A 20,526-nucleotide genomic window follows, 5' to 3' on the forward strand; every position below is an offset into this window, starting at 1 on the left:
GAAGAACAGAAGAAAGTAGAAGAACAGAAGAAAGTAGAAGAACAGAAGAAAGTAGAAGAACAGAAGAAAGTAGAAGAACAGAAGAAAGTAGAAGAGCAGAAGAAGGTAGAAGAGCAGAAACAAGTAGAGACAGCTAAAAAACTTGAGCAAGGAACTCATGAAAAGGCTACTACCACGGATCATAATGAGAAATCGTCAGAATAAACTGACGACCGGTATAAAAAATGATGTATATGAGTGTGAGGGAGTATTTGCCCCCGCACTTATTGTATTTCTTAAAATATAAACGTAAGAATTCAGAAAAAACGAAATAATATTGAGAAATAAAAATAATTGAAAATACTAATAAATATTTGTTGTATTTATAGAGTGATGTTCGTTATAATGAACTTAAGGTTTTTAAAAGAGAACGAACATTAGCTAAGCTAATATAGTTTTCTTTATATCTCTTATTGAAAAATAAGAGACAAAAATATAAAAAACAGCTAGGGGGAATTGATTGTGAGTCTGAAAAAGAAATTAGGTATGGGAGTTGCATCAGCAGCATTGGGGTTATCTTTAATTGGTGGAGGAACATTCGCTTACTTTAGCGATAAAGAAGTATCAAACAATACATTTGCAGCTGGGACGTTAGATCTTACATTAGACCCTAAAACGCTTGTAGATATTAAAGATTTAAAACCAGGGGACTCTATTAAGAAAGAGTTCTTATTAAAGAATAGCGGTTCATTAACAATTAAAGATGTTAAACTAGCGACAAAGTATACTGTAAAAGATGCAAAAGGTGATAATGCTGGTGAAGACTTTGGTAAGCACGTTAAAGTAAAATTCCTTTGGAACTGGGATAAACAAAGTGAGCCTGTATATGAAACAACTTTAGCTGATTTACAAAATGCTGATCCAGATCTTTTAGCGAAGGATATCTTTGCTCCTGAGTGGGGAGAAAAGGGTGGATTAGAAGCAGGCACAGAGGATTATCTGTGGGTACAATTTGAATTTGTAGATAATGGGAAAGAACAAAATATCTTCCAAGGTGATTCATTGAACTTAGAATGGACATTCAATGCTAACCAAGAAGCTGGAGAAGAAAAATAATAAAAAAGCGGGTATCCCCCGCTTTTTTTTATAAAGAAAAAAGAAGTGCCAATTGTAAGCACTTCTTTCTATTTATTATTTTTGATCTTGCTTCCATTTTGTAAATTCAAGAAATTCACGAAATTGTTCTTTGGAGACGCCGGAGCTCATCGCATCTTTAACGAGTTGTGTCCATTCGGAGTCTAAATGATTTTCCTTTGTTGTTTCATCATGAAGTAGAGTGTCAACTGGAATTTGTAGAACTGCTGCGATCTTTTCAAGAAACTGAATGGAAGGGTTTTTTTGTAAATTTCGTTCTATAGAACTAATGTAAGATTTAGCAACACCAGCTTTTTCGGCAAGCTCAGTTAATGAAATACCTTTTTGTAAGCGAAGGCGTTTTATACGTTCTCCAATCATATTTGCGCACCTTTCTATCAATATGTAGTCGTCTTATGATGTCATTATTATAACATAAACTTCGTTAAAAAGAACAAGCCTATTGAGCCTGACTGGATGGCTTCATACGTTGGAAAAAATGTTCGATATCTTGCAGGGCGATACCAGCGTCTAGAGCTTCAAGTATTAAATCAAGCCATTCTTGGTCCAGTGCGTCAGTCTTATCTTTGTACAAATGTAATTCCTCCCTAATTATCGGTCATAACTGCTGCTACAGAATAGATGATAAGCAATCGCATTTTGTGTTTTATATAGTGAATTATCAAATATTTTGTAGATAAAACAAAGATAAAATCCCCATTAAATTCCCTCTATGGCGATTATAAAGTTTCTGACAAATATTTTCAATATTTTCAGAAAACATTGTTGAATTGTGATATATTCGTATGCTAACTATGGAATTTTTACAAATATGTTAAAAAAATTACATAATATAACTAAATATTGAAAAAATATTGAATTTTTAATAAAATTCAATTTGTAATACATATTTTTTATTAGGGGAGGAAATAAGGGATGAACAAAAAACCGTTCAAAGTTTTGTCATCAATCGCTTTGACAGCTGTGTTAGGTCTTTCATTCGGAGCGGGTGGCCAGTCTGCATATGCTGAAACACCTGTGAATAAGACAGCTACGAGTCCAGTCGATGATCATTTAATTCCAGAAGAACGTTTAGCAAATGCGCTAAAAAACCGTGGGGTAATTGATTCGAAGGCTTCAGAGACAGAAACAAAGAAAGCCGTCGAAAAATACGTAGAGAACAAAAAGGGTGAAAATCCTGGGAAAGAAGTATCAAATGGGGACCCACTTACGAAAGAAGCATCTGACTTTTTAAAGAAAGTGAAAGATGCGAAAGCTGATACGAAAGAAAAGTTAGACAAACCAGCAACAGGAACACCTGCAGCGACAGGCCCAGTTAAGGGTGGTCTAAATGGTAAAGTACCAACTTCTCCAGCAAAGGGAAAAGAATATAACGGTGAAGTTCGTAAAGATAAAGTACTCGTTTTACTTGTAGAGTACGCTGACTTTAAACATAACAATATTGATAAAGAACCTGGTTATATGTATACTGACGATTTTAACAAAGAACATTATGAAAAAATGTTATTCGGTAATGAGCCATTCGCATTAGAGGATGGCAGCAAAATCGAAACGTTTAAACAATATTACGAAGAGCAATCTGGCGGTAGTTATACAGTAGACGGAACAGTTACAAAATGGTTAACAGTTCCTGGTAAAGCTGCTGATTACGGTGCAGATGGTGCGACAGGTCATGATAATAAAGGGCCAAAAGGACCACGTGATTTAGTAAAAGATGCATTAAAAGCAGCTGTAGATAGCGGTATTGATTTATCAGAGTTTGACCAATTCGATCAATATGATGTAAATGGCGATGGAAATCAAAAACAACCGGACGGTTTAATCGATCACTTAATGATTATCCATGCGGGTGTTGGACAAGAAGCAGGTGGCGGTAAATTAGGTGACGATGCAATTTGGTCACATCGCTGGACTGTTGGACCAAAACCATTCCCAATCGAAGGCACACAAGCGAAAGTTCCATATTGGGGCGGAAAGATCGCAGCATTCGACTACACAATTGAACCAGAAGATGGCGCAGTTGGTGTATTCGCACATGAATATGGTCATGATTTAGGTCTTCCAGATGAGTATGATACAGACTATACTGGTGACGGTGAACCAATTCAAGCTTGGTCTGTTATGAGTGGCGGAAGCTGGGCTGGTAACATTGCAGGAACAACGCCAACGAGTTTCTCACCACAAAATAAAGAGTTTTTCCAAAAAACAATCGGTGGTAACTGGGCAAATATCGTAGAAGTAGATTACGAGAAATTAAATAAAGGTATCGGTCTAGCAACATATTTAGACCAAAGTGTTACGAAATCTAACCGCCCAGGTATGATTCGTGTTAACTTGCCAGATAAAGATATAAAAACAATTGCTCCAGCATTTGGTAAGCAGTATTACTACAGCACAAAAGGTGACAATCTTCACACAAAAATGGAGACGCCACTGTTCGATTTAACAAATGCAACGACTGCGAAATTTGATTTCAAGTCATTGTATGAAATTGAAGCAGAGTATGATTTTCTTGAAGTACATGCTGTAACAGAAGATGGTCAACAAACATTAATCGAAAAACTTGGTGAGAAAGCAAATAGTGGAAATGCACATTCAACAAATGGAAAATGGATTGATAAATCATACGATTTAAGCCAATTCAAAGGTAAGAAAGTAAAATTAACATTTGAGTACATTACAGACGGTGGTTTAGCATTAAACGGTTTCCTACTTGATAATGCATCACTAAATGTAGACGGTAAAGTAGTATTCTCTGATGATGCAGAAGGTACACCGCAGTTCAAATTAGATGGATTCGCCGTATCTAATGGAACAGAGAAGAAAAAACATAACTATTATGTAGAGTGGAGAAACTATGCTGGTTCGGATAACGCATTGAAATATGCTCGCGGTCCAGAATACAACACAGGTATGGTTGTATGGTATGCAGACTCAGCTTATACAGATAACTGGGTTGGTTTACATCCAGGACATGGTTTCCTTGGCGTAGTTGATTCTCATCCAGAAGCAATTGTTGGAACTTTAAATGGTAAACCAACAGTAGCAAGTAGTACACGATTCCAAATCGCTGATGCAGCGTTCTCATTCGATAAAACGCCAGCTTGGAAAGTTGTATCTCCAACGCGCGGAACGTATACGTATAATGGCTTAGCAGGCGTACCGAAGTTTGATGATTCGAAAACGTATATTAATAAACAGATTCCAGATGCAGGACGTATTTTACCGAATCTTGGCCTGAAGTTTGAAGTAGTAGGACAAGCCGATGATAATTCTGCAGGTGCTGTTCGTTTATATCGTTAATACAGTAAAACTACCGAAAGATTTTCTTTCGGTAGTTTTTTTGTGAGCAATGAATTTTATATACAAGAAAAAATTATATATAATATAACTTTACGAATAGAAATTTATTATATATGAAGTCTATATAAATAATGAAAGAATTGGATAAAAATAGTGGGAGAAGGTGAATGAATGAGTGTTTCTTCTATTGTAAATAAACAAAAGGCATATTTTTATAATGGCCATACGAGAAGCATAGAAGTGAGAAAGAATAATTTGAAGAAGCTTTATAAAGGCATTCAGCGCTTTGAAGAAGAAATATTTCAGGCATTGAAATTAGATTTAAATAAGTCAGTTCATGAGTCGTTTACAACGGAAGTTGGATATGTATTAAAAGAAATTTCTTTTCAATTGAAGCATATTTCATCGTGGAGTAAACCGAAGCGAGTTCGAACAGCACTCACTCATTTTGGATCAAAGGGGAAAGTCGTACCTGAACCGTACGGTGTGACACTTATTATTGCGCCGTGGAACTATCCATTTCAATTAGCAATCGCACCTCTTGTAGGAGCGTTGGCGGCTGGAAATACAATCGTTTTAAAGCCGTCAGAGCTAACGCCGAACGTTTCCAAAGTGCTTACGAGAATGTTAGAGGGATTATTCCAAGAAGAGCTTGTAGCGGTAGTAGAAGGCGGTGTAGAAGAGAGTACGGAATTGTTAAAGGAACCGTTTGATTATATGTTCTTTACAGGTAGTGTCGGTGTTGGAAAAGTTGTGATGGAAGCAGCTGCGAAACGGTTGACACCACTCGCGTTAGAACTTGGCGGAAAAAGCCCATGTATTGTACATAAAGATGCAAAAATAGATGTAACAGCAAGAAGAATTGTGTGGGGGAAATTTTTAAATGCAGGGCAGACGTGTGTAGCACCTGATTATATGTATGTGCATGCTTCGGTGAGAGAACAGTTAATCAAGGCATTACGACACGAGATTGCGGAGCAGTATGGAGAAGATCCACTAAACAATGACAATTATGTACGAATTGTGACTGAACGTCATTTTGAACGTTTATGTTCATTTTTGAAAGATGGTAAAACGGTAATCGGCGGGAACTATAAAAAAGAAACTTTACATATAGAACCAACAGTGTTAACGAATGTTACATGGCAAAGTACTGTTATGGAAGATGAAATTTTTGGTCCGATTTTACCAATTATAGAATACGACAACATAGAAGAGGTAATTGGCACAATTCAGCAACATCCGAAGCCGTTAGCGTTATATGTATTTTCTGAAGATAAAGAAGTACAAAAGAAAGTGACAAGTAATATTTCATATGGTGGAGGCTGTATTAATGATGTTGTCTATCATCTTGCAACGCCATATTTACCTTTTGGTGGTGTTGGAAGTAGTGGATTAGGTAGTTATCATGGGGAAGAAAGTTTTCGGACTTTTTCACATTATAAAAGCATTTTAGCCCAATCTACGGCATTCGATATGAAAATTCGTTACTCTTCTACAAAAAGTGCTTTAAAATTCATACGAAAGTTGTTAAAATGATGATGGTGTTTATCAGTAGGCGTAGCCGTATGATAATAGCCCCTTCGTAATGGAAGGGGTTTTTCTGTTCGACATATGTATCATGCAAAAATGAATCAAACATACTACATAAAGAATAGAAGAGAACGCTAAACAACCATTTTTGTTTGGATCGAAACAAAAAATAGTCTATAGAACATAAATATTTATTCATGAATATAAAAATTAAAATTTAAGGTAGATAGGACGGGAAAATGAAAAAGATTATTAAAGTTGAAGCAGTAGAAAAACATTTTGGAAATCAAGTGATTATCCCACCTCTTTCTTTAGACATTAAAGAAGGGGAATTTTTAACGATTTTAGGGCCGAGTGGTTGCGGGAAAACAACGTTACTTCGCATGATCGCAGGCTTTGAAACACCAACTAAAGGGAATCTTTTATTAGATGATGAAAAGATTAACGATTTGCCACCATATAAGCGTCATATGAACTTAGTGTTCCAACATTATGCGCTATTCCCACATATGAATGTGGAGAAAAATATTTGTTTCGGTATGAAAATGCAGAAAGTACCGGCAGCAGAGCAGAAAGAGCGTGCTGAAGAGGCAATGCGTTTAACGCAGTTACTTGAGTTCCGTAATCGTAAACCTGCAAAGCTTTCTGGTGGACAGCAGCAGCGTGTAGCAATTGCGAGAGCGATTGTAAATAACCCGCGTGTATTATTACTAGATGAGCCACTTGGGGCGTTAGACTTTAAGTTAAGAAAAGATTTGCAACGTGAATTGAAAAACTTACAACGTAATTTAGGAATTACATTCATATACGTAACGCACGATCAAGAAGAAGCGATGAGCATGAGTGATCGTATTGTCGTTATGAATAAAGGACATATTGAGCAAATTGGAACGCCGAAAGAAATTTACAATAAGCCGAAAACAATGTTCGTTGCGACATTTATCGGTGAAAATAATATTGTGAAAAATGGGGAAGGCTATGTAGCAATTCGCCCTGAAAACGTAAAAGTACGTTCGGTTGAAGAGCCGATTTTAAAAGAATACCATCTTGGACATATTGAAGACGTTGAGTTTGTTGGAAATATGGAAAAGCTGTATGTACGTGACGAGAAAACATCAGAATTACTAATGGCATATCAAACTGCTGAAGAAGCAGCGCAGTGGAGCATTGGAGATAATGTATACGTAGGCTGGGAGCAAGAGGACGAGGTGACCTTAAATTGAAAAAAGGGAAATTACTCGCACTACCTACAGTTGCGTGGCTGTTAATCTTCTTCCTAATTCCCCTTCTGTTTGTATTGGCATTTGCCTTTATGCAACGCGGAGCATACGGAACAGTGGAAATGCAATTTACGTTAGAGAATATAGCTCGTGTGTTTGATCCACTATACATGGGAACGTTATGGGAAACTGTTAAGATTGCAGTTATTACAACAGTAATCTGTTTAGTAATTGGTTATCCATTTGCTTATACAATTACAATTGTTGATCGTAAATACCGTTCCATTCTTTTATTATTGGCAACGATCCCGTTTTGGATTAACTTCCTTGTTCGTTCATACGCATGGATTGTTATTTTACGTTCACAAGGTCTTGTAAACACATTGCTGTTGAAACTAGGTATTATTAGTGAACCTTTAAATTTACTATATAATACACCTTCTGTAATACTCGGAATGGTCTATTCTTTATTACCATTTATGATTTTACCGGTGTATGCAGCGATTGAGCAGCTTGATAAACGTAAGCTAGAAGCAGCTTATGATTTAGGAGCAACACCAGCAAAGGCATTTTGGAATGTAACAGTACCAATGACAATGTCAGGAATTGCTACTGGTTCTATTTTAGTGTTTGTTTCTTCTATCGGAATGTTTGTTGTATCAGACGTTATGGGTGGATCGAAAGTAGCATTAATCGGAAACGTAATTCAAAATCAATTCTTAGGAGCGCGTGACTGGCCGTTTGGATCTGCGTTATCTATGATTGTTGTTCTATTCTCTGTTCTGTTAATTTACTTATATTATCGTGCAACGAAAGTATATAAATATGATGGGAACGGAGGGGAATAAGCAAAGATGAAGAAGTTTTTAGTTTCTTATTCTTGGTTAATTTTATTGTTCTTGTATTTTCCAATGATGGTTTTAATGGTATATTCCTTCAATGATTCTCGCATTAATGCGGAATGGGAAGGTTTTACATTCCATTGGTATACAGATTTATTTCAAAAGCAAGATGTTATTGATGCGTTTGTAAATAGTATGACGATTGCGATCGTAACGACGATTGTAACGACAGTTCTTGGTGTGATTTTCGCCATTGCATTACATCGTTATAAATATCGTTATGAAGGGGCTATTAACGGTCTTGTGTATTTACCAATATTAATTCCTGATATTTTAATGGGGTTATCTTTACTTATCTTATTTAGTCAATTAGGTATGGAGCTTGGCAAGACAACAATTATTATTGCGCACATTACATTTAGTATTTCATTTGTTGTCGTTATTTTAGCAGCACGTCTTTCTGGTATGGGGCGTGATTTAGAAGAGGCTGCGAATGATTTAGGAGCAACGCCGTGGCAAACGTTTCGTTATGTAACGTTCCCAGCAATTGCACCAGGAGTTATTTCAGCCGCATTATTAACATTCACATTATCAATTGATGATTTTGTAATTAGTTTCTTCGTATCAGGACCAGGATCAACAACATTGCCATTATACATTTACAGTATGGTTAAGCGCGGAGTATCACCAGAAATTAATGCACTTTCTACAATTTTAATTGTGGCTATCGTAGGATTAATGGTTCTATCTGAAATCTTCCGTAACAAAGGTGCAGATGGTGAAGAAAACTCTGGAGGACACCTTCCTTTATAATACGAACGATATAGAAAGTACGAGGGGGTAATAAATCGATGAAATTAATGAAAAGATTAGCCGGCGCAGCAATTAGCTTTAGCCTTGTTGCTGGTGTACTTGCTGGTTGTGGTGAAAAGAAAGAAGAGTTAAATATTTATAGCTGGGCTGATAATTTTGATGAGCAAGTGCTAAGAGATTTTGAAAAGAAATATAACGTGAAAGTTAACTATGATAAGTACGCAAGTAACGAAGAAATGCTTGCGAAATTACAAGCTGGTGGCGCGAAGTATGATTTAATTCAGCCATCTGATTACATGGTTAAAACAATGGCAAAAATGGATTTATTAGCGCCGTTAGATAAAAAGAATATCCCAAATATCGAAAATATGATTTCTAATTTCAAAACACCTGCGTTTGACCCAGAGAATAAATATTCTTTAGTATATACTTGGGGCGTAACAGGAATTGCATACAATAAAAAGTATGTGAAAGAAGCACCTACAAGCTGGGCTGATTTATGGAATGAGAAATATAAAGGGCATGTAACTTTATTAAATGATTCTCGTGAAGTGTTAGGAATGGGTCTTAAGAAGCATGGATTCTCAAACAGCACGAAAGACGATGCACAGTTAAAGACAGCTGCGAATGATTTACAGAAGCTACTTCCAAACTTATTAGCATTTGATACAGATAATATTAAACAAAAATTCATTACAGAAGATGCTTGGATCGGAACAGTTTGGTCTGGAGATGCAGCATTTATCGCAAAAGATAATAAAGATGTAGAGTATGTTGTACCAAAAGAAGGCGGCACAATTTGGGCTGATACGTTAGCGATTCCAAAAGGTGCGAAAAACAAAGAGCTTGCAGAGAAGTTTATGAACTACTTATTAGATGAGAAAGTAAGTGTGAAAAACTACGAGTCAATTGGATACAGTAATCCAAATGAAAAAGCTCATCCTCTTCATAGTAAAGAATATCGTGAAAACCACATGATCTTCTTAACGAAAGAAGAATTAGATCGTACAGAATGGCTTGTTGATGTAGACGATAAGTTAAAAGACTATGATCGTTACTGGACAGAGTTAAAAACAAAAGGTAAATAAGTAAGGAAATGCGGTTTCTAAAATAGAAATCGCATTTTTTCATAGTAGGAGGAAATCGCTTGAAAAAGAAGTTGCATCAATATGAGGTAGTATGTATCGTTTTATTACTTGCTGTATTTGGCATTGTTGCTTGGCGCGTACATGCGGGTGGCGTTACAGTGATGGATACATATGTCCGAGCATTAGTAAAAGGATTACAAACAGAAGGTTCGCTTACATTTTTCTCACACTATACAAAATTAGGTTCTGCTATCGGGATCGTAACTACGCTGGCTATAAGTTTACTTGTTTTTTGGAGAAAACGTTATTATGCTGCGATGATCGTGTATCCAATGGGCATTTTAATAACACATCTTGTTAATAAAGGGATAAAAGAAATTGTGAAAAGGGAGCGCCCATCGTTAAATGAAACGTTGGATGCGCTTGGGTATAGCTTCCCTAGTGGACATGCAATGTTATCTATTATGACATTCGGGTTTCTTACTTATATTATTGCGGCAAATTTGAAGAGTGTAACTGGAAAATATGTTATAACGATTTTGATGGGAATTGTAATTGTATCGATTGGATTAAGTAGAGTTATTTTAAATGTACATTATCCAACTGATATTTTAGCTGGTTATTGCGTAGGTGGTATTTTGTTAATTATGGCGATTTACTGCCATCGTTTACTTACCAAGAGATTGGGACTTAATAAAGAGAGATAAAAAACGTCTGGAAAAACTATCATTATAGTGTTTCCAGACGTTTTTTGTTTGTACGAAGATGTGATACAGTATAAATGACAATTGAATTATTTAAAGTAGGTGAAAATGTGTGAAAACAAATGTACATAAAGTAGATAAGTGGGGGAAATTAGGAGCTTTTTTGTATCAGTTTCGTTATACAGTAATTGTAGCGTTACTATTGGTTGCGATCGCGCTCGGTATTTTCGCTCCAAAGCTGCCGGGAGTATTGGGCGGTGATGGTTTCCAAACGGAAGGGGACTATCAAAAAACGAAAGAAATTTTAGATAAAGATTTTAAGAGGTCTCAAGACACACTTCTACTCGTTTTTGAAAAAAATAAGGGTGCTTCACATGAGGAATTTCAAAAGCAAGTAGAGGGAATTGTAAAGAATGTAAAAGAGAAAGAGACATATGAATCTTTCCATCACCCAGTGCAAAATAAAGAAATGTTACAAGATGATATCGGCTATGCGACAATTTTATTTTCCGGGAAAACAAATAAAGAACGAATGGAAAAGACATTGCAATTTGCTGATAAAATCGAAAAGGAAAGTAATGCAGCATTAAAAGTAACGCCTACAGGGTTTCCAAAAATTAATCAAGAGATTAATGAAAGAACGCAAAATGATTTAAAAGTAGCAGAGATGATTGGATTACCAATTGCATTTCTCGTATTACTATTTTCATTTGGTAGCCTTTTGGCATCTATTTTACCAATTGTAAATGGGGCACTTAGTGTTATTAGTACGATGGGCATATTATACTTTATAGGTAGCGATAAGGAACTATCTATCTTTGTGTTAAATGTTGCACCGATGATTGGACTTGCGCTATCTATTGATTTTGCGCTATTATTTGTAAATCGCTTTCGAGAGGAAGTTGCAAAGCGAACGGTAAAAGAAGCGATAGCAATTACATATCAAACAGCAGGGCGCGCTATCGTATTTTCAGGATTATGTGTATTTGTTGGATTATCCGGCTTGTTTTTCTTTAAGATCGATTATATTCAGTCTGTCGCAATTAGCGGAATGATTGTTGTGATTATGAGTATTTTATTCTCACTCACACTTCTTCCAGCGCTATTATCATTAATTGGGAAACGAATATTAAAAAAGAATCAAGTAGCACATACGCCGGCAAAGGCGTGGCGTAAATTTGCGCAATTTGTAATGAAACATCCAATCGCAATGATTATTATTGTTACAACGTTTATTGTTATTTGCTTATTACCGTTACGTACAGCTAATTTGCAGTTCCCTGACGTAGAAGCTCTACCTAAACAAAGTGATACAAGAATTGCATATGAGAAGTACGAAGAGGCATTTAATAATACTGCAAAAAAACATGCTGATGTTACGTTAGTGGTAGAGACGAAAAAAGATATGAAAGAAAAAGAAAGTTTACAAAAGATAGAAGAAGTCGTTCAAAAGTTAAAAGATGATAAGAAAGTATATGAAGTTAGAAGCTTATACGACGGGTTAACTCGTATGAAAGCAGATCAAGTTGCTGGAATGTTAGAGTCGCCAGAAGCGGCGAAACTAGCTCCTATATTTGAAGCGTATACGAAAGGAAATAAGACGACGATAGAAATCTTTTTGAAAACAAAACCACGTACTGAAACTGCTAAACAGTGGGTTCGTGATTTTAAACAAAATTATAAAGAAACAGATGTAACGTATTATTTAGGCGGGATGACGACGTTCCAACAAGAGTTAGAAGATGAAATTAAAGATAAAGTTGCAATTGGTATGTCTGTTATATTTGGATCGACCTTTGTTATATTATTATTTGCATTCCGGTCTATACTCATTCCGATTAAGGCGATTATTATGAATATACTTAGTTTAAGTGCAACAATAGGAATTGTTGTTTGGTTATTTGAAGGTGGGCATTTTGGTTTAGAAGCGAGTCCTGTTCTATTTGTCTTACCAATCTTCATTTTCGGTCTCGTATTTGGGCTTAGCATGGATTATGAAGTCTTTCTTATTTCACGTATTCATGAACTGTATGAAGAAACAGGAGATAACGATCAAGCGACGTTAGAAGGACTTGTGTCAACAAGTAGAATCATTACATCAGCTGCATTAATTATGATTGTTGTAACTGGTGCGTTTGCCTTTACTGATATTTTACCAGTACGGCAAATGGGGCTTGGTGTTGCATTAGCAATATTCCTTGATGCAACAATTATTCGTCTTATGCTTGTACCAAGTTTAATGAAACTGTTTGGAGATTGGAACTGGTGGTTACCATTTCGAAAGAAAAGAGAAAAATCATCGTAAAAAATACTCATCTTATAGATGAGTATTTTTTTATGAATAGCAAGGCCTACATTTTGCAAATAGTATGTGATAAGAACATTACATATAAGTAGGTGAAGGCAATGTTTCGTTATTTTAAGTTTAAGCTAAATGATACAGTACAGTTTGCAGAAAACGATGGGCATATGTATCGCATTGTCGGTTATCGATTAGAAAAAGGATTTTATCCAAAAGATGAATGGACTCATATCATTTATGAATTACTTAGAGATTTTGATGGGTATACGATGGATGCGGAAGAGGAGGAACTTGTAAAGGTCATTCAAGTAGAGGATGAGTATTACAAAATACAAGAAGTATCGGGCTATCGTTATCCAGTAAAAATGAAGCAAAAACAACAAGTGATGAAAGTAGAAAAAATTGATGACTTATTAGATACGTATAATGATTATAAAAGATTGGCGGATTTCTTTAAAGATTTATCGTATGAGCAAAAAGCGGAAGAAGTATTGCAGGAAATGAAACGGCGTAGAGCGTGAGGAGGACAGTCTACTATAAGACTGTCCTCTATTTTTGACGGTGCATCAAATTGTATTTTCCGTTACAATGAGAGAATCAATAGAAATAAGGTGATACAGTATGGAAACGAAGAAGAAGGGCGAATGGTGTGAAATTACTGTTCCAGCGAAATGGAATGGCATAAGTATTGATTCGTTATTAAAAATAGAATGGGAAATACCGAAAAAGTTGTTACATCAGCTTCGTATGGAAAAAGGTATTACCGTTAACGGAGAACAGAGAAGATGGAATGAGCTTTTAAAAGAAGGCGATAAGTTACAAGTACATATGTTTATGGAAGAAGAATACGATGTAGAGCCTGAATATGGTGAATTAGATGTAGTATATGAAGACGATCACGTACTCATCGTAAATAAGCCTGAGAAGATGGATACGCATCCTGCGGAAAAAGGTGGAACGGGAACACTTGCAAACCTTGTTGCCTTTCATTTTCAAATGCAAGGTTTAGAGACGAAGGTTCGTCATATTCATCGGTTAGATAAAGATACGACAGGTGGTGTCGTGTTTGCTAAGCATAGAATTGCTGGTGCAATTATGGATCGTTTATTAATGGAACGAAAAATTAAAAGAACATATGCGGCGCTTGTGGAAGGGAAAGTAAAAGGTAAGCAAGGAACAATTGACGCAGCTATTGGAAGAGATCGCCATCATGCGACGAGACGACGTGTTTCTCCAAAGGGAGATCAAGCCATCACATTTTATAAAGTAGAGAAGTATTTTAAAAACCAAAATGTTACGTTCGTAACGTTACAATTAGAAACGGGTAGAACCCATCAAATTCGTGTTCATATGAGCTATAATGGTAATCCATTAGTTGGGGATGTATTATATGGTGGACAAACGCAATATATGTCTGGGCAAGCATTACATGCGATGAAGATAAACTTCTTACATCCCATTACGAAAGAAGAGATCGAAGTGGATGTACCATTCCCTGCAAAATTAAATCATACAATGAAAGAATTTCAAAGAATGAAGGCGTAAAGTGTAAGTTTAAATTTGAGAAAAGTAGATTCTTGCAGGAATTTCTCTAAAAGAAGCGAAGCCGTTAAGAGAAAAGAGAGGTGAGAATTGCTTGGTCAAATATAAATATATACTAGGAATATTTTTCGTTTGTCTTTTAGTTACTCTATGCCTCTATCCATATTTACCAAATGAGATGGCTGTACATTGGGATGAAAATGGTGGGCCGAACGATTTTATGAGCAAACAAGTTGTTATAGCATTTATTCCTTTTTTTCTTATTTTTTTACATGGATTGATGTATATTATTTCACATAATATATATAAGTTTAATGAAGGCGAGCATGTCATTATAAGTGGATTTCTAAAGACGATTACTTTATTTATGTTGTTTATCCATATGCTCATTCTCTTTATTAATTTTGGAAGTATGATATCCTTTCAAACAGGACTAACAATTGGGATTAGTATGTTTCTTTTTATGCTTAGTAAGTTGTTTAAACAAGTTCAGAGTAAGGAAAAAGACCCAATCAAATTACAAAAGATCCGTTTAGTGAGTAGGCGGATTTTTCAAATAATGGCATGTAGTATATTATTTTCATTATTTTTGAACTTGAAGTGGGGGTTTTATGTATTACTTAGTGTAATAAGTAGTGGTTCTATTTTGTTCATGTTTTACATTTTATACTCATACATAATAGAAAGTTATGAAACATAAAAAAGAGTCTTCTCATTATGAGAAGACTCTTTTAATCTATTTACTTCGTAATAAATTGTTGTGTCCAGTAGTTGCCGCTTTCTACATAGCCAACACCGATGTGAGTGAAGCCGTTATTTAAGATGTTTGCACGGTGTCCAGCACTGTTCATCCAAGCTTGTACTACTTCTTCAGGTGTACGTTGGCCTTGAGCGATGTTTTCACCGGCAGATGTATAAGAAATACCAAATTTCTTCATCATGTCAAACGGAGACCCGTATGTAGGGCTGTTATGATCAAAGTAGTTATTCTTCTGCATATCTTCAGATTTAACACGTGCTACTTTGCTTAATTCAGTATCGATTTTTAGTGCTGGTAAGCCTTGTTTTGCACGTTCAGCGTTTGTTAATTCAACAACACGTTGTTCGAATTCGCTTAAAGATTTTGCTTCTTCAGCAGGCTTTTGCTCAGCAGGTTTTTGTTCAGCAGGTTTTTGAGTATTGTTGTTTTCAGCAGGTTTTTGAGCTTCTGGTTTTTGAACTTCTTCAGCAGGCTTTTGCTCAACTGGTTTTTGCTCAGCAGGCTTTTGAGTTTCTGGCTTAGCTGTTGGTTGCTCAGTTACAACATTTTCAGTTGGTTGTTGACCAGGAATGAAGCAATTTGGTTGGAAATTTCCTTGTTGCCATTGTGCTAATGACTCAACGCCCATAGATTGTAAGAATGCTTGTAATTCTTGTTGGCTCATTTGCTTCATCATCACTTTTGAATGCTGAATATTTTGAACCTTTTCGTTAGATGGTTGTACTGTTGCAGCTTGTGCATCTAAAGATGATACTCCTAAAGTAAGAGCTGTTGCAGCAGCTACAGATAATAAAACACGTTTTTTCATGATGTGTGTCCCCCTATATAAAGTTTTAATTTGTTTTCACACGATTTGTTTTGACAGCCTGTCTGACTGACAAATTCATCGTAGCATACAATTTGTGAGAAAAAAGATGGAAAAAAATTCATAGACTTTAAAATTACCTAATTTATCCTAATTGAAGAAAAGGGGAAAAATAAGAGAAACATAGAGTATAAAAGGAATTTTCAGCATTTTTATACTTCGTTTTAAGAGGGGGTTTTTGGATAAATGTACCTATATTGAAAATGAAGAATCCTATTGTATCAATGATTTGAGCGTTTTTTTGAGGAATATAATGGATTGATTTTTACAAAACTGTAATGTTTCTGTTGTTCTTTTTTATAATAAAGTAACATATTCTTAATCTTGTAGCGGACAAAAAAGCGGCTATCTCTTTACATAGACGAAGGAGATAGCCGTTTTCCTATTATTACGTATGTTACGAGTTATTACGAGTTGGTTTCAATTGCTTCTAATAATAAATCTACAATGTGAATTCCTCTCATTTTATGAGAAATTCCTTCTCGTTCAATGCCTAATTTCATTTGTAGTAGACAACCTGGATTTGCAGTAACAATAGTTGCTGCTTCTGTTTCATGTACACGGTCCATTTTATAATCTAGAAATTCCATGGATAGTTCTGAATGAACAATATTGTAAATACCAGCAGAACCACAGCAGCGATCCGCATCTTTCATTTCACGATATGTTGCGCCTTGAATTGCTTCTAGTAACATACGAGGTTCTGAAGATGTTCGCATAACATTGCGTAAATGACAAGAGTCTTGATACGTAATAATTTGCGATGGAAGTCGTAAGTCATTTCGTTTATGGAAATCTAGTTCTACTAGAATAGCAGTAATATCTTTAATTTTAGAAACAAACTGCTTTGCGCGTTCAGCCCACTGTGGATCATCTTTTAAAAGATAATCGTAGTCTACGAGGTAAGCTCCGCAACCACCTGCATTCGTAATAATATAGTCGATATTTAAATCCTCGAATGCTTTTATATTTCGTTTTGCTAATTCTTTCGCTCCGCTCTTTTCACCAGCATGCCCATGTAATGCACCGCAGCAACTTTGTGTTTTCGGAATAACGATATCACAACCAGCTAACTGAAGAAGTTTCATCGTTGCGTTATTTGTTTCTAAAAACATCGTATCCATTAAACAGCCTGTGAAGAATGCAACTTGTTTCTTTTTTGTACTCTCAGCAGGTAAAAATGCAGGACGATCTTTCATTGCTTTCATTTTAGGAACTTTTGGTAAAACGAGATCCATTGTTGCAAGTGTTTCAGGGAATAACTTCATAATACCCATTTTATGTGTTAGCGTTTGTAAACCAGAACGTTGGTAAAATCCGATTAACCCTGTTAATGTTCTCATTCGATTTTGATGGGGGAAGAGCCCTTCAAAAACGACTTTACGAACGGCTCTCACTGGCACCGAGAACTTCTTGTTTTGATTTATAATATCACGAGCTTCTTCTAATAGATGTCCGTAATTTACACCTGATGGACAAACAGGTTCACAAGCACGGCAGCCGAGGCAAACATTCAATGTATTTTCAACATCTTCATCTGGTTCAATTAAACCGTCAACGACCGCTTTCATTAATGCAATACGTCCTCGTGGTGAATGTGATTCTTTATATCCAGATTGAATGTAAGTAGGACAAGTAGGTAAACAGAAACCGCATCGCATACAGTTTAGTAGTTCATCTTCACTTAATCTTTCTTTAAATTCTTTTTGAATGTTTTCTTTATTTAATGTTGTCATCGCTCAACCACCACTCTTTTGCGAGTGTCTTTCGCGAACATCTTGCCAGGGTTCATAATGTTATTTGGATCGAAGGCTTGTTTAATTCCTTGCATGGCAGCAATACCTTCTTTACCTAATTTCATTTCTAAATAAGGAGCTTTCATCGCACCAACACCATGTTCACCAGTAATTGTGCCACCAAGTTTAATTGCTTTCGCAAATATTTCAGCAAAAGCTTGTTCAGCTCGGTGCATTTCTTCTTCATTACGAGCATCTGTCATACAAGTTGGGTGTAGGTTGCCGTCGCCAGCATGCCCAAACGTACAAATAGGAATATTATATTTTTTTGCAATCGCATTAATAGCTTCAACCATCGGAGCTATTTGTGAGCGTGGTACCGTTGCATCTTCTAATATTGTAGTAGGTTTTAATCTTGCAAGTGCTGATAGTGCACTACGGCGAGCTGTCCGAAGTGCATCTGCTTCCGCTTCATCTTTTGCAATGCGAACATCGACTGCATTCATGGAGCGGCAAACGTTAGCCATTTTTTCAATATCTCGATTGACAACTTCAGGTGGACCGTCTTGTTCGATTAATAAAATTGCTTTTACATCAGTTGGTAAACCGATTTGTGCAAACTCTTCTACTACTTCAATTGTCGGCTGGTCTAAAAACTCAAGTGTCGCTGGAATGATTTTATTTGCAATAATAGAAGAAACAGCACGTGCAGCTTCATTAATATCTTCATATAGTGCAAGCATCGTTTTCTTCGTTTCAGGCATAGGAACAAGTTTTAATATTGCTTCTGTTACGACGCCAAGTGTTCCTTCAGAACCGATAAATAAACGAGTTAAATCGTAACCAGCTACATCTTTTGCTAATTTACCGCCAGTACGAATAATATCGCCATTTGGTAAGACAAGTTCAAGACCCATCACATAATCACGTGTTACGCCATATTTTAATCCGCGTAATCCACCTGAGTTTTCATTAATGTTACCGCCGATTGTAGAAATTTTCATCGAGCTTGGATCTGGTGGATAAAATAAACCTTTTTCTTCTACCGCTTTAATAATATCAAGTGTAATTACACCAGCTTGTACAGTAATTGTTAAATTCTCTTCATCAATTTCTAAAATGTTATTCATATGGCGGAAGATAAGGACGATACCGCCTTCAAGTGGACATGTCCCCGCGCAAAGGTTTGTTCCAGAACCACGAACATATACAGGAATTTTGTGAGTGTTACATATTTTTAACACTTCAGCTACTTCATTTGTATTACGAGGAGCAACGACTGCATCAGGCATTGCTTGGAAGTTTGGAGTGGCATCATAACTATACGTTAAACGCCCCATATTGGATGTATCTACATTATCTTCGCCAACAATGGATACGAATGAATGAATAATTTGCTTTTCTAACATTGGAAATCCCCCTCAAACTGTTAACGTATTTGATCATAATAAAAAACGTTGTAACAGTGCTTTCATTATAATGATAAAAAAGTTGGGGGATTCTTTCTATGTATAATCATCTAAAGATTAATCTTTTTTATCATTCTTTTTTGTGTGATTATCTAATAAGAGGAGCGAGAAGTATAAAATGTTTAAGTCTTTGAATTGTTTCGGGTCAAGTCCTGTATGCTCCTCAATCTTTTTAAGTCTGTAATGCAATGTGTTAATGTGTATATGTAATTGTTCAGCTGTTTGTTTATAGGATTGGTTATAATCAATAAATAAGCGTAAAGTGTGCATGAGCTCAGGAGATGATAGTAAGTTTTCGATGGTGCGCCTTAGAAACTGTTCCCGCGTTTCACCAGAAATATCTTGTAAGCACATTTCTAAACGTAAATCTTCATTAAATACAATTTTTTTCGTTTCAAGTGATACGGAAAGAGCTTGTAATGCTTGTTCGTACGATAAGTTCATATTGCTTGGTGTAACGGATTGTCCAATCCCAATATATAAAGGAATAGAAAACAAAGTTTCACAGTCTTGCTTTAATCTTTTTAAAAATTGATACGTTTGCTCTTTGGAGTTTGTGGCTGTAAATAAAATGAATCGATCATTTCCCCAGCGAACAAATAGATGCTCCTTTGTTAATAGATTGCGTACGTGTTGCCAAATCTTACGCTGAAGCATCGTGTCATTTTGATCGATAGAGAACAAAATAAGTTGTTTCTTCTTATATAAATCAATACCAAGTGTTTTTGCGCGATCGAGAAAGCTTGGAGACCAGTCTGTATTTTGAAGCCAATCAAAGACAAATGCTTCATAAGAACGGTGTTCAAGTTCTAGTTGTTCTAAAAAGTAGTTTTCGTGAATGAGTAGTTCGGTCATTTTACGTAATATTTCTCCGTATTGCGAAATGTTTTCAGGTTCGCCTGTAATTCCAATGACACCAATTACTTCGTCATGAAATAGTAAGGGGAGGTTCATACCCGCCTTTACGCCTTGCAAACGTCGTTCATCTGCTTTTGTAATAATGACAGTTTTCTTTTGTTTCGCGCATCGGAGTGCACCTTCATGAAATTGGCCGATTCTTTCTACATCTGTACTTGCGATAATAACGCCTTGTATATTAATGATAATGATATTTTCTTTAATTAATCTGCGTACTTCTCGTACAATTTTATTCGCTAAATCAGGAAAAAGCATAATTTGCACACCTCAAATTCTATTTGTTGTACATTATATATG

Annotated in this window: 18 protein-coding genes and 1 pseudogene; 13 read left to right on the forward strand and 6 right to left on the reverse strand. The window is 35.9% G+C overall.

Annotated elements, in window-relative coordinates; all coding sequences use genetic code 11:
- Both JDS82_RS22110 and calY read left to right on the forward strand, forming a co-directional pair.
- Positions 1-204 (forward strand): annotated as a pseudogene (locus JDS82_RS22110) (DUF4047 domain-containing protein); the annotation flags it as partial.
- A gap of 297 nt (positions 205-501) precedes the next feature.
- Positions 502-1,095, forward strand: a complete 594-nt coding sequence (gene calY / locus JDS82_RS22115; RefSeq protein ID WP_000053728.1) for a biofilm matrix protein CalY — start codon at positions 502-504, stop codon at positions 1,093-1,095.
- A 75-nt stretch (positions 1,096-1,170) separates the two neighbouring features.
- Here calY and JDS82_RS22120 read toward each other — a convergent pair whose 3' ends face one another.
- Together JDS82_RS22120 and JDS82_RS22125 are read right to left on the reverse strand one after the other, a co-directional pair.
- Positions 1,171-1,494 (reverse strand): helix-turn-helix domain-containing protein, encoded by a 324-nt coding sequence (locus JDS82_RS22120; RefSeq protein WP_000578882.1) that lies wholly within the window; start codon positions 1,492-1,494, stop codon positions 1,171-1,173.
- A 79-nt stretch (positions 1,495-1,573) separates the two neighbouring features.
- Positions 1,574-1,708, reverse strand: a complete 135-nt coding sequence (locus JDS82_RS22125) for an anti-repressor SinI family protein (protein ID WP_088091280.1) — start codon at positions 1,706-1,708, stop codon at positions 1,574-1,576.
- 341 nt (positions 1,709-2,049) lie between these two features.
- On the opposite strand from JDS82_RS22125, the gene inhA1 reads away from it, so the two are divergent.
- The 11 genes from inhA1 (at position 2,050) to JDS82_RS22180 (ending at position 15,181) form a co-directional block, all read left to right on the forward strand.
- Entirely contained in the window at positions 2,050-4,437 is a 2,388-nt protein-coding gene (gene inhA1, locus JDS82_RS22130) for a M6 family metalloprotease immune inhibitor InhA1 (RefSeq protein WP_001035922.1), read from the forward strand.
- 171 nt (positions 4,438-4,608) lie between these two features.
- Positions 4,609-5,976 (forward strand): aldehyde dehydrogenase, encoded by a 1,368-nt coding sequence (locus JDS82_RS22135; protein WP_199713959.1) that lies wholly within the window; start codon positions 4,609-4,611, stop codon positions 5,974-5,976.
- Positions 5,977-6,209: 233 nt separating this feature from the next.
- Positions 6,210-7,193 carry a spermidine/putrescine ABC transporter ATP-binding protein PotA gene (gene potA / locus JDS82_RS22140; protein ID WP_000720323.1) on the forward strand — a complete coding sequence of 328 codons (984 nt, stop codon included), beginning with the start codon at positions 6,210-6,212 and terminating at the stop codon, positions 7,191-7,193.
- Complete coding sequence (potB, locus tag JDS82_RS22145) at positions 7,190-8,038, forward strand: spermidine/putrescine ABC transporter permease PotB (RefSeq protein WP_000715495.1); 849 nt, start codon at positions 7,190-7,192, stop codon at positions 8,036-8,038. Before potA ends, potB begins: the two co-directional genes overlap by 4 nt.
- 6 nt (positions 8,039-8,044) lie before the next feature.
- Positions 8,045-8,845 (forward strand): spermidine/putrescine ABC transporter permease PotC, encoded by an 801-nt coding sequence (potC, locus tag JDS82_RS22150; protein ID WP_000714199.1) that lies wholly within the window; start codon positions 8,045-8,047, stop codon positions 8,843-8,845.
- Between the two features lie 38 nt (positions 8,846-8,883).
- Positions 8,884-9,933, forward strand: a complete 1,050-nt coding sequence (gene potD, locus JDS82_RS22155; protein WP_000772503.1) for a spermidine/putrescine ABC transporter substrate-binding protein PotD — start codon at positions 8,884-8,886, stop codon at positions 9,931-9,933.
- 59 nt (positions 9,934-9,992) lie between these two features.
- On the forward strand, positions 9,993-10,640 hold the full coding sequence (locus JDS82_RS22160; protein WP_000727812.1) for a phosphatase PAP2 family protein: 648 nt from the start codon (positions 9,993-9,995) through the stop codon (positions 10,638-10,640).
- Positions 10,641-10,749: 109 nt separating this feature from the next.
- The gene (locus JDS82_RS22165) at positions 10,750-12,942 is read left to right on the forward strand and encodes an MMPL family transporter (RefSeq protein WP_061673478.1); all 2,193 of its coding nucleotides are present in this window, start codon (positions 10,750-10,752) and stop codon (positions 12,940-12,942) included.
- A 101-nt stretch (positions 12,943-13,043) separates the two neighbouring features.
- The gene (locus tag JDS82_RS22170; protein ID WP_000490295.1) at positions 13,044-13,460 is read left to right on the forward strand and encodes a hypothetical protein; all 417 of its coding nucleotides are present in this window, start codon (positions 13,044-13,046) and stop codon (positions 13,458-13,460) included.
- 100 nt (positions 13,461-13,560) lie between these two features.
- Positions 13,561-14,484, forward strand: a complete 924-nt coding sequence (locus JDS82_RS22175) for an RluA family pseudouridine synthase (RefSeq protein ID WP_000448333.1) — start codon at positions 13,561-13,563, stop codon at positions 14,482-14,484.
- Between the two features lie 91 nt (positions 14,485-14,575).
- Positions 14,576-15,181, forward strand: coding sequence for a DUF1648 domain-containing protein (locus JDS82_RS22180; protein WP_064056804.1), 606 nt, complete (start codon positions 14,576-14,578; stop codon positions 15,179-15,181).
- Positions 15,182-15,221: 40 nt separating this feature from the next.
- Here the strand turns inward: JDS82_RS22180 and JDS82_RS22185 are convergent, their stop codons facing one another.
- From JDS82_RS22185 to JDS82_RS22200, 4 genes are all read right to left on the reverse strand, one after another.
- On the reverse strand, positions 15,222-16,049 hold the full coding sequence (locus JDS82_RS22185; protein ID WP_199713960.1) for a CAP domain-containing protein: 828 nt from the start codon (positions 16,047-16,049) through the stop codon (positions 15,222-15,224).
- Positions 16,050-16,513: 464 nt separating this feature from the next.
- The gene (locus JDS82_RS22190) at positions 16,514-17,842 is read right to left on the reverse strand and encodes a (Fe-S)-binding protein (protein ID WP_046958241.1); all 1,329 of its coding nucleotides are present in this window, start codon (positions 17,840-17,842) and stop codon (positions 16,514-16,516) included.
- On the reverse strand, positions 17,839-19,251 hold the full coding sequence (glcD, locus tag JDS82_RS22195; RefSeq protein WP_199713961.1) for a glycolate oxidase subunit GlcD: 1,413 nt from the start codon (positions 19,249-19,251) through the stop codon (positions 17,839-17,841). The genes JDS82_RS22190 and glcD overlap by 4 nt, the downstream gene beginning before the upstream one ends.
- Before the next feature lie 117 nt (positions 19,252-19,368).
- Positions 19,369-20,484 (reverse strand): CdaR family transcriptional regulator, encoded by a 1,116-nt coding sequence (locus JDS82_RS22200; protein WP_000898633.1) that lies wholly within the window; start codon positions 20,482-20,484, stop codon positions 19,369-19,371.
- Between the last annotated feature and the right edge of the window lie 42 nt (positions 20,485-20,526).

It is taken from the genome of Bacillus cereus group sp. N14 (assembly GCF_016483555.1).
GTDB lineage: Bacteria > Bacillota > Bacilli > Bacillales > Bacillaceae_G > Bacillus_A > Bacillus_A wiedmannii.

Excerpts from the sequence above, each read along its gene's own strand:
- JDS82_RS22120 (WP_000578882.1), bottom strand. The coding sequence starts at position 1,494 with ATGATTGGAGAACGTATAAAACGCCTTCGCTTACAAAAAGGTATTTCA.
- inhA1 (WP_001035922.1), top strand. The coding sequence starts at position 2,050 with ATGAACAAAAAACCGTTCAAAGTTTTGTCATCAATCGCTTTGACAGCT.
- JDS82_RS22135 (WP_199713959.1), top strand. The coding sequence starts at position 4,609 with ATGAGTGTTTCTTCTATTGTAAATAAACAAAAGGCATATTTTTATAAT.
- potA (WP_000720323.1), top strand. The coding sequence starts at position 6,210 with ATGAAAAAGATTATTAAAGTTGAAGCAGTAGAAAAACATTTTGGAAAT.
- potC (WP_000714199.1), top strand. The coding sequence starts at position 8,045 with ATGAAGAAGTTTTTAGTTTCTTATTCTTGGTTAATTTTATTGTTCTTG.
- potD (WP_000772503.1), top strand. The coding sequence starts at position 8,884 with ATGAAATTAATGAAAAGATTAGCCGGCGCAGCAATTAGCTTTAGCCTT.
- JDS82_RS22170 (WP_000490295.1), top strand. The coding sequence starts at position 13,044 with ATGTTTCGTTATTTTAAGTTTAAGCTAAATGATACAGTACAGTTTGCA.
- JDS82_RS22175 (WP_000448333.1), top strand. The coding sequence starts at position 13,561 with ATGGAAACGAAGAAGAAGGGCGAATGGTGTGAAATTACTGTTCCAGCG.
- JDS82_RS22185 (WP_199713960.1), bottom strand. The coding sequence starts at position 16,049 with ATGAAAAAACGTGTTTTATTATCTGTAGCTGCTGCAACAGCTCTTACT.
- JDS82_RS22190 (WP_046958241.1), bottom strand. The coding sequence starts at position 17,842 with ATGACAACATTAAATAAAGAAAACATTCAAAAAGAATTTAAAGAAAGA.
- glcD (WP_199713961.1), bottom strand. The coding sequence starts at position 19,251 with ATGTTAGAAAAGCAAATTATTCATTCATTCGTATCCATTGTTGGCGAA.
- JDS82_RS22200 (WP_000898633.1), bottom strand. The coding sequence starts at position 20,484 with ATGCTTTTTCCTGATTTAGCGAATAAAATTGTACGAGAAGTACGCAGA.